Annotated in this window: 1 protein-coding gene; it reads right to left on the reverse strand. The window is 66.3% G+C overall.

Annotation, left to right across the window (positions count from 1 at the left end; all coding sequences use genetic code 11):
* The coding region (locus AC1D1G_RS45920; RefSeq protein ID WP_477957027.1) for a DUF6308 family protein at positions 1–105 on the reverse strand (105 nt) is incomplete at its 3' end.
* Positions 106–506 lie beyond the last annotated feature (401 nt).

The following is a 506-nucleotide window of genomic DNA, read 5'->3' on the forward strand; positions in this document are numbered from 1 at the left end:
TGTGCCCGCTCGGTGCCCAGCACCTGACTGACCACCGAAACCGAAGATCGGAAACAGCCGGGGACGCTTACGGGCAATCAACTTCGTCGCCTTCGTCCAGCCCACGTCCCGCAGGCCGCGGAGGGCCGATTCCAGGTCCCAGGCGGGTCACCCAGGGGTCAGCGGCTCCGGTTCATCGAACCGGGCCCCGATCCGGGCCCACCGCCGCCAGAAGCGCGCTCAGCGCCTCCGCCTCGGTGTGCAGGATCGCCCCGCACCGCCGTCGGGGGAACCTGCGATCTACGCCACGTCCGCGCMCGGTAGAGCGGCAGTCGACAAAGTGTCTCATTATCGTGTATTTCGTTGCTGCTGAGGAGCTCTCGTTTTCGGCTCCTGAACTAGCAGTAGCAACGCATCACGTCCTCGTCTCCGGCGTTGCTCGGGCATCGACAGCCACGAGCGTTGATCCGGATCGGCCAATGCCTCGGCCAGGGCTCGGACTCTGCCGCGATCGCTTCCCCTCATCC

The organism is Rhodococcus sp. P3_B8 (assembly GCF_056402775.1).